This window comes from Cystobacter fuscus DSM 2262 (assembly GCF_000335475.2).
Taxonomy (GTDB): Bacteria; Myxococcota; Myxococcia; order Myxococcales; family Myxococcaceae; genus Cystobacter; species Cystobacter fuscus.
Genome location: NZ_ANAH02000023.1, coordinates 177710 through 185379 on the forward strand (window position 1 = coordinate 177710; position 7670 = coordinate 185379).

Genomic DNA, 7670 nt, shown 5'->3' on the forward strand with positions numbered 1-7670 from the left:
GCTCCTTCCCACGGGCGCGCACCGCCTGGAGCCAACCCGCCTGTGCGTGAGCCTACCCCCCTGTTGGTTTCACCCGCAAAATGGCGGGGACGCCTCCCCGGAAGGAGGGCGTCCCGAGGAGCCGGAGTGGCTCAGGGCTTCTGGATGTCGAAGGAGACGAGCTCCTCGAGCCGCTCGCCGTCCTCCTTGACCTTGCCGATACCGGGCACGAGCCAGTAGGTGCGGTCATCGTCCGGCTTCACCTTGTCCCCGCGCTTGCGCTCCAGGCGGATGGCGTTGGTGAAGGTGCCGGCGGGGGTGGTGACGGTCTCGTTCACGCCCGCCACGCGCCAGACGTAGGTCTTGTCCTTGTCCTCCAGGGTGCCGTCGTCGGCGCGCGTCAGCTCGCGGATGTCCGAGGTGTAGCTCCAGTCCAGGGCCTGCGGCTTGGAGAGCGCCTTGACGGTGGCGGGATTCCAGGTCGTCACCTGCGACACCTTGCCCTGCTTGCGGTCCTCCTCGCGCAGGCGCACCACCGTGCCGTCCAGCTCGAGCTGCCAGGACATCTCCTCCTTGTTGGGCTGGGTGCTGAGCACGGCGATGGCCTTCATGGTCGTCTCGGGCACCACCTGCTCGCCCAGCACCTCCACGCGCTTCTCGAAGGTGCCCTTGGAGGGATCCTTGATGCGGTACGTCCAGGAGGAGCCCCGGGTGAGGGGCCACAGGGTGGTGAGGGCTGGCTGCCCGTCCTCGCCCCCGGTGCCCGCCGGGATGTCCGGCAGCGTCACCGTTCCATCCGGATTCGTCACGGCGGGCTTGTCGCCCTGCCCGGGGAGACTTCCGCCCTCGCCGCAGCCCACCCAGCATCCCGCCGCCACCAGTACCGCCCAACCCCAGCGCTTCATGCCCGATCCTCCTGGCCGCCCTTGCGGGCGGGCAACTCCATCCACCTGAGTCCACGAACGGGGCCGCCCGCGGCGCCACTCAGCGTGGCCGCGAGCGCTCCCGGCTCCTTCTCCTCGACTTCCAATTCCAACCGGCGTCCGTCGAAGTCCAGGGCGCAGGCGCGCACCAGCACGTTGCGCCCGTGCAACGTCTTGCGCAGGAACTCCTCGGCGCGCACCAGGTCATCCGCCTGCGCCGACACGAGCATCCGCTGCTTGGGGGCGTCAGCCTCCTTCTTCTCGAAGAACTCCAGCACCCACAGCAGCAGGCCGACGAACACGGTGCCCACCCCGGCGAGCCCCAGGCTGCCGTGGCCGCACGCCATGCCCAGGCCGATCACCAGGAACAGGATGGCGGCATCGCGCGGATCCTTCAGCCCCGAGCGGAAGCGCACGAAGCCGCCCAGGCCCACCAGTCCGAAGGCCTTGGCCATGCTGTTGCCGATGACGGCGGTGATGACGGCCGCCGCCGTGCACAGGAGGATCTGCGCCTGCACCATGTCCGCCTTGGGCAGGGCGCGGCCGGAGAGCAGTCTCCACGGCCGCAGGGACAACACCGTGCCCAGGAGCACCGCCGCCACCAGGCGTGGCACCATCATGCCCGCGTCCTTGAGGGAGATGCTGGACGCCACGTCCTGGGTGATATCCGTGAGGAACGGCTCCATGGTGGTGCTTTCTCCGCTCTAGAGCGTGGGCTGCGTGTGGTCGACGTCGTGAGCGCGCGGTGTGGCGCGCTCCTGCGGCGGGGTGGCCGTGTGGGCGGCGGCGACGAGGGCATAGGCCTTGTGCAGCACCGGCAGCCGGGCCCCGGTCTGCTCCAGGGCCTGGAGGATGAGGGCCTCGGCGCGCTCCGTCAGGGGCAGGCCCTGCAGCGAGGAGAGCACCGTGGCCGGCCAGCGCTTCACGTGCTCCTCGCGCAAGCGCCAGGCGCGCGCGTCGTCCATTCCGTCCACCGAGTCCAGGGCCTCCTTGGTGAGGGGCGCGCCCTTCTCGCGCAGGGCCCACGCCTCGGGCGTGTCGAGTCCGGTGAGCGAGCGCAGCACGACCTTGCGGGCCTTGTCCTGGAGCGCCTCGCGCAGCTCGCGCGCGAAGGGCGTGTCCAGGCCCGTGGTGCTGCGCAGCACCGCCAGGCGGCTGTGGCCGAGCAGGCTCTCGCGCAGGGCGTCCGCCCGGGCCGAGGCGAGCCCCGCGAGGCTGCGCGCCACGTCGCCGTACAAGCCCCGCTTCACGCCCAGCTCCCGCACTCCCCAGGCCGTCTCGTCGTCCAGCCCGGCCAGGCCGCACAGCACGTCCGCCAGGAGGCCCTCGCCCAGGGCGCGCTCGCGCAGGGACCAGGCCGCGGGCGAGTCGTCGCGCTTGAGGCCGGAGAGCACTTCCGCGGGCGCCTGCTCATAGAGGCGCTCGCGCAGTGCCCTGGCCTGGGGCGATGGGGTGGTGCCGATGCTCGCGGCCACGTCGCGCGGCACCACCTCCGCCAGCAGCTCGCGCAGCGCCCACGCCGGCTCGTCGTCCAGGCCGTTGAGGCTGCGCACCGTGAGGCCCGGGAAGCGCTCCACGAAGCCCAGGCGCCGCTGGTGCGCGCTGAAGCCGGGCAGGCCTCCCAGCAGCCACACCGCGAGCTGCGGCTCGCGCACCTCCAGCCCATCCATCACCCGGAAGAAGTGCTCCTCCACCTCGTCGAGCGAGCGCGGCACCGGTGCCGGCGCGGGGGGCTCGGGGGCCGGCGCCGGGCGGGGGGACGGACTGTCCCGGCCCTCCAGGCGCGCCACCACCGCGTCCACCAGACGCTGCTCCAGCACGTGCAGGGGCAGGTCGTTGTTCTCGATGACGAGCCAGCGCGAGGGCTCCTGGCGCGCCATCTCCCGGAAGGCCTCGCGCATGCTCACGGCGAGGCCCGCGCCGGCCAGGCCCTTGCGGCTGTCGTTGTCCAGGGCGCGCTCACCCTTGCTCTTGCCCAGGCGCTTGCGCAGCCTCGCCAGCTCCGGCTCCACGTCCACGAGGATGACGAGGTCCGGCCACAGGCCTTGCGAGGCCAGCTCGCACGGGGCCCGGAGCGACTCGAGTTCGAGGCCACGTCCGCCGCCGGTGAGCGCCAGCTGCGAGTAGAGGTAGCGGTCGCTGATGCACACCTCGCCGCGCGCGAGCGCCGGGGCGATGACCTCCTCGAGCTGCTGCGCGTCGCGGGCGAGGTTGAGGAAGAACTCGGTGCGCGGCGACATCTCCAGCAGGGAGGCGTCGCGCGTGAGCTCCCGGATGCGGCGGGCCACGGGCGAGCGCAACTCACCGCCCTCCCGCGCGTGCGCCACCTTGTAGCCCAGGCGGCTCAGCCTCGCCGCGAGGAGATTGGACAGGGTCGTCTTTCCGCTGCCGTCGATGCCTTCGAAGTCGATGAACACGGTTGCTCAGCCCTCCGCGATGCCGTCCGCGACGAATTCGTGGACCCTCGCCATTCCCTCGGCGAACTTGCTGTACGCCGGTTTGCACCCGGGGTTGAGCGCCGCCAGCCACTCGGGCAGCTCCGCTCCCAGGTGCTTCACCTCCACCACCACGCGTCCGTCCATCGCGAGCGGCGCTCCCAGCCGCTCCGCGCTCAACGACGTCTGGCCGAGCGCAAGTTGTGTCGTCACCCGGTGAAAGCCAATCTCCCTGTCCACCGTCACACGCCAGGACTGGGAGAACTGGTACACGTGGCGCTGGTAGGTCACCGCGAGCACCGGCATCAGGCTGCCTCCGGCGATGAGCGGCAGCAGGCCCGCCCCGCCGCGCATCACCTGCCCGAAGCGCGCGCGTGGCACCCACACCCGGCGCTTCTGGGTGACGCCGTTGCGCTCGCGCTTGACCTCGAGCACCACGCGCTCCTCGCCCGAGGCCCCCAGGTCCGGCGCGTACTCCTTGGTGCGCACCTTGAGACAGTCCATGGGGGTGTGCAGCGAGCGCAGCGTGAGCGGATAGCCCGGCTTGTCGAAGTAGACGGAGGTGATGCGCGTGGGCTCGGGTGGTGGCGCGTCCAGCATGCCCGACAGACGCGCGCACAGGGCGGGCGCGTCCTCGCGGTGCAGGATGAGCTTGAACTCCCGGCGCAGTTTGGTGACTTCTCCTTCAGCGAACTGGATCATGATGCGCCCTCGCGTGCCGTCAGAAGCGGGTGGCCAGCTGGAGTGAGTATTCGATGCCCGCGAGCTCATCCCCGGGACGCAGCGCGTGCTCGGCCTGGAACTGGGCCTTGAAGTGCCGCGAGTAGAGGAGGTTGAGGCCGCCCACGAGCGCGTAGCCGCGCGCCTTCAACGGACCGGTGAGCTGCAGCAGCTCCGCGCCCGCCACCGGCTGCAGCGCCCAGCCGTCCAGGCCCAGGGGCAGCATGAAGCTGGCCAGTCCCATCTGCCCCATGAAGGGCCCCACGGCGAGCCGTCCGGTGACGTACTCGCCCGTCAGCTCCAGTCCGCCCAGCCGCAGCGACGCGTCCGCCGCCACGGCGTGGTGGCGCGTGCCGTCGAAGACCTCGGTCAGGTAGGTGCTCGTGCCCAGCGTGAGCGCCTTGAAGGGGCGCACGCTCACGCGCAGCGACGCGTCCTCGCCCAGGCGCGTGCCCGAGGCGTCCTTGGCGCCCTCGAAGACGCCGCCCGATATCCGCAGCTTCCACGCCTCCTTGAGGTTCACCTCGCCCATGAGCCCCATGCGCCGGCCGCCCAGCTTGTGGGTGTCCTCGAGGTAGTCGGCCACGAGGCCCCGGTTCATCACCGGCAGGCTCCAGCGCGACTCCAGCTCGCGCGCGAGGAAGGGCGCCTTGAACTGGCCGCCGTACAGCCGCAGTTGCTTGGAGCCGTCGGCCACGCGCACGAAGGCGTCCTTGAGCATCGACTTGGAGGAGAGGTCCGCGGTCACCTCGGCCTCCACGTACGGCAGCGAGGCCGCCAGTCCCACGCGCGCGGACTGCAGGGACAGCGAGCGCGTGTACTGCTCACGCTCGTCCGCGCTCATCCTCGCGAACACCCGCCCGAAGGGCCGCACCTGGAAGCCCCCGTCGTCTTCCTTGCGCAGGCCCTCGCCGCCCTCGGACACCGGCTGCCGCGCGGGCACCTCGGGGGTGGTGGGGGGCTCGAGCGGTTCGAGCTTCTCGATGGGCTCCTGCGCCCAACCCCGTGCTCCCATCAGCAGGAGCGTGGCCATGAGTGCCCGACGCCCCCCCGTGCTCCATTTCCCCCTGCCCATGTCCGCGCCTCCCCAACCCGATCCCGCACGGGCAGGTGCAACAGGGGTGCCTGCCAGTGAAGTCGTCCGGGGGACGACACTCGCCTCGTTCCGCCGTCCAAAAGCCGTCGGGACAAGGGGGAGAGAGGCCGTGAGGGCGTCGCGGGTGCCCACTTTCGAGGGAGGGGCGTCTGTCGAAATTACGGCCCGGTTGTCGAAATTACGGGTCGTTGTTCGGCGCGGGCGGCTCGGGCGCCGCATGGATCTGCGGCGGGGGCGCCTGCCCAGCATCGGTCCCGGGGGAGGGGGGCGCTGGAGGCTCGGCCCGCTCCGTCCGCAGCATGCCCCGCACCGTGTACCCCAGCAGCGCCAGCAGCCCCACGCCCAGCAGCCCCCAGCCCACCATGCGCGACACGGGCGAGTCGCTCACCTCCAGGGGGGCATGGAGCGCCTTGGTGCGTGTCGTCCGGAAACCCACATCGAGCACATGGGGCCCGGTGGACTCGGGGACGAAGGTGGCTTCCCAGTGGCGCGCGCCGCGCTTGACGGTGACGCTCTGGCCGTGGGTGGCGCCGGCCTGGCGCAGGGTGAGGATGAGGGGCCCGGTGAAGGGGGCGCCCTCGAAGCTGCCCACGTCGAGGCTGACGTGGAGCGGCTGGCCCTCGCGGGGAGGCACGGGGCGGAGGCTGCCTTGGAGCCGCTCCTCGGTGTCCGACCAGGAGAGCTCCCAGGCCTCCCCATGGGGGGAGACCTCGATGGCGTCCCGGCGCTCCCGGCTGTCGTCGCTGGGGTGGGCCAGGGCGGAGGAGGCGAGCCACAGGCTCGTCATGAGAGGGAACAGGCGGTTTCCAACGGGTCGTCTTTGCCTCGTCCCATGGGGTCGCCTAAGATGAACCGCCCTGAACTCTCTCACTTCGCGCTTGCTCCCCCCGGCGAGCTACCCGGGATGAACCCTCAACTCTTTGGGAAATACCAGCTCATCAAGAAGCTCGCCACTGGCGGCATGGCCGAGGTGTGGCTCGCGCGCCAGCGGGGCATCGAGGGGTTCGCCAAGAACGTGGTGGTCAAGCGCATCCTGCCGCACCTGGCGGAGGACGCGGAATTCGTCGAGATGTTCCGCAACGAAGCGCTCATCGCCGCCAAGTTCAACCACCCCAACATCGCCCAGGTGTACGAGTTCGGGGAGGCCAACGGCACCTACTTCATCGCCATGGAGTACATCCACGGCGAGGACCTGGGGCGGGTGCTGCGCAAGGCGTACAACGCGGGCGGGTGGATCGCCCAGCCGCTGGCCATCCGCATCGTGGCCGCGGCGTGCGAGGGCCTGTACTACGCGCACACGCGCACGGACGACTCGGGCCGGCCGCTGAAGGTGGTGCACCGCGACATCTCGCCGCAGAACATCCTCATCAGCTTCGACGGCTCGGTGAAGCTGGTGGACTTCGGCATCGCCAAGGCGGCGGACCAGGCGTCCATGACGAAGTCGGGCGCCATCAAGGGCAAGTTCGCGTACATGGCGCCCGAGCAGGCCGCGGGCAAGCCGCTGGACAGCCGCGCGGACATCTTCGCCATCGGGCTGGTGCTCTACGAGATGCTCACCAGCAACCGCCCCCTCAAGCGCGACATGGAGCTGGCCACGCTCCAGGCGGCGCTCGAGTGCAACATCCTGCCACCCTCCCAGGTGGCGGACGTGCCGGCGGAGCTGGACGGAGTGGTGATGCGGGCGCTGGCCAAGGCCGCGGATGATCGCTACCGCGACGCGCGCCAGCTCCAGCTCGCCCTGGAGGAGTTCCTCGTCAGCCAGCGCTGGGTGGCCGGCTCGGTGCAGATCTCCGAGCTGATGGAGGCCCTGTTCGCGGACCGGCTGGAAGAGGAGCGGCGCAGCGGCAACCCGGAGCCGCGCGGCGAGGAGTCCGCGACGGCGGCGCCCGCGGCGCCCGAGTTCCCGGAGTCTTCCGCTCCGCCCCCGCGCAGCACGTCCCGCTCGATGCCGCGGGCCTCCGCCTCGGCGCCTCCTCCCGCGCCCGAGATGGACTGGGAGGCCCCTCCGGGCGAGATGCAGCCGCCGGCGCGGCGCACCTCCATGCGCACGCCCGCGAGCAAGCGCCCGGAGTCGAACATGCTCCCGGTGTCGGGCGAGCCGGAGGCCGAGGAGTGGGAGGCCCCGCCCTCCACGGAGGTGGCGTCGCGCCGCCGCCCCTCGGAGTCCATCCGCCGCTCCGTGCCGAGCTCCGCGTCCATGGCGCGCGCCTCCGGCCGCCAGGAAGCCCCCCGCGGCACGCCCGCGGAGATGCCGAGCGCGCGGCGTCCCAACTCCGAAGTCGCCGGTCCCCGGCGCTCGGGCAGCCGTCCCGGGGAGTCGCCCGTGGAGCCGGAGGTCCGGCGCTCCTCGCCCGCGGCCCTGGCCATCCCCCCGCGTGTGCGCACGCCCGCCGAGGAGGAGGATCCCGAGCGCACGGTCCTTCCGCCTCCCGAGCCGGAGCCGGTGCGGCGTCGCACGGGCTCGCAGCCCGCGGCCGTGGCCCCGGCCGAGCCCGCGGTCCGCCGGCGCACGGGCAC

The 7670-nt window shown here is 71.8% G+C and carries 7 protein-coding genes; 1 reads left to right on the plus strand and 6 read right to left on the minus strand.

All coding sequences use genetic code 11. From position 1 onward, the window contains the following. Positions 1-131: 131 nt before the first annotated feature. From D187_RS32125 to D187_RS32150, 6 genes are all read right to left on the minus strand, one after another. On the minus strand, positions 132-884 hold the full coding sequence (locus D187_RS32125; RefSeq protein ID WP_002624654.1) for a hypothetical protein: 753 nt from the start codon (positions 882-884) through the stop codon (positions 132-134). Beyond that, positions 881-1588 carry a DUF4956 domain-containing protein gene (locus D187_RS32130; RefSeq protein ID WP_002624655.1) on the minus strand — a complete coding sequence of 236 codons (708 nt, stop codon included), beginning with the start codon at positions 1586-1588 and terminating at the stop codon, positions 881-883. Before D187_RS32130 ends, D187_RS32125 begins: the two co-directional genes overlap by 4 nt. Positions 1589-1606: 18 nt before the next feature. Further along, on the minus strand, positions 1607-3319 hold the full coding sequence (gene tmk / locus D187_RS32135; RefSeq protein ID WP_002624656.1) for a dTMP kinase: 1713 nt from the start codon (positions 3317-3319) through the stop codon (positions 1607-1609). Positions 3320-3325: 6 nt separating this feature from the next. Then, positions 3326-4039, minus strand: a complete 714-nt coding sequence (locus tag D187_RS32140) for a VTC domain-containing protein (RefSeq protein ID WP_002624657.1) — start codon at positions 4037-4039, stop codon at positions 3326-3328. Between the two features lie 19 nt (positions 4040-4058). Beyond that, a complete protein-coding gene (locus D187_RS32145; RefSeq protein ID WP_155893733.1) occupies positions 4059-5090 on the minus strand; it encodes a putative porin in 1032 nt (343 codons plus the stop codon). Between the two features lie 241 nt (positions 5091-5331). Next, a complete protein-coding gene (locus D187_RS32150) occupies positions 5332-5940 on the minus strand; it encodes a hypothetical protein (RefSeq protein WP_002624659.1) in 609 nt (202 codons plus the stop codon). 117 nt (positions 5941-6057) lie between these two features. Between D187_RS32150 and D187_RS32155 the strand changes: the two genes are divergently transcribed. Beyond that, a partial coding sequence (locus D187_RS32155; RefSeq protein WP_043432398.1) for a serine/threonine-protein kinase occupies positions 6058-7670 on the plus strand: 1613 nt, incomplete at its 3' end.

Coding starts and splice junctions, on each gene's coding strand:
- D187_RS32125 (WP_002624654.1), bottom strand. CDS start 884: ATGAAGCGCTGGGGTTGGGCGGTACTGGTGGCGGCGGGATGCTGGGTG.
- D187_RS32130 (WP_002624655.1), bottom strand. CDS start 1,588: ATGGAGCCGTTCCTCACGGATATCACCCAGGACGTGGCGTCCAGCATC.
- D187_RS32140 (WP_002624657.1), bottom strand. CDS start 4,039: ATGATCCAGTTCGCTGAAGGAGAAGTCACCAAACTGCGCCGGGAGTTC.
- D187_RS32145 (WP_155893733.1), bottom strand. CDS start 5,090: ATGGCCACGCTCCTGCTGATGGGAGCACGGGGTTGGGCGCAGGAGCCC.
- D187_RS32150 (WP_002624659.1), bottom strand. CDS start 5,940: ATGACGAGCCTGTGGCTCGCCTCCTCCGCCCTGGCCCACCCCAGCGAC.